The sequence below is a fragment of the Oleiphilus sp. HI0117 genome (assembly GCF_001635235.1).
Map to the genome: position 1 here is coordinate 1 of NZ_LWGA01000210.1, position 793 is coordinate 793.

Consider the following 793-nt stretch of genomic DNA (forward strand, 5'->3'; position numbering starts at 1 on the left):
GTGCTCGTGAAGCAATTACTGCTGCTGGCGGAAAGGTAGAGGATTAATACCCATGGCGAAGTCAAACGCATTGCCTTCGGGCGTAGGTAAAGGTGTTGCAGAACTCAAATCAAGATTATGGTTTGTGTTCGCTGCAATCCTGGTTTATCGAGTTGGTGCGCACATTCCAGTGCCAGGCATCAACCCAGAGAGACTAGCCGCGCTATTCGAGCAAAACCAAGGTACTATTTTGAGCTTGTTTAACATGTTCTCTGGTGGTGCATTGGAGCGAATGAGTATCTTCGCCTTGGGAATCATGCCCTATATTTCTGCATCGATCATTATGCAGTTGTTAACTGCTGTAAGCCCTACTCTTGAACAGCTTAAGAAAGAAGGCGAAGCGGGTCGTAGAAAGATTAGTCAGTATACGCGTTATGGCACAGTTGCTTTAGCGTTGATACAGGCTTCAGGTATGTCGGTAGGTCTTGCCTCTCAAGGTGTGACCTTCACTGATAGCTTTAGTTTCTACTTCCTTGCGATCTCTACATTTGTTTGTGGTGCTGTCTTCCTTATGTGGTTGGGAGAGCAGATTACAGAGCGTGGTATTGGTAACGGTATTTCCTTGTTGATATTTGCAGGGATTGTCGCGGGTTTACCAGGTGCGTTCGGTCAGTCGTTTGAAGCTGCAAGGCAGGGAGAATTAAATATCCTTGCATTGTTAGGTATTGGTGTATTCGCAGTTGCTATCGTTGCCTTCGTCGTGTTTATCGAACGAGGTCAAAGACGCATCACTGTTAATTATGCAAAAAGACAA

The 793-nt window shown here is 45.6% G+C and carries 1 protein-coding gene; it reads left to right on the top strand.

Annotated features, from left to right (window positions below; all coding sequences use genetic code 11):
* Window positions 1–52: 52 nt before the first annotated feature.
* Window positions 53–793 (top strand): preprotein translocase subunit SecY (locus A3757_RS02650; RefSeq protein ID WP_197469679.1); only part of this gene is annotated, 741 nt, incomplete at its 3' end.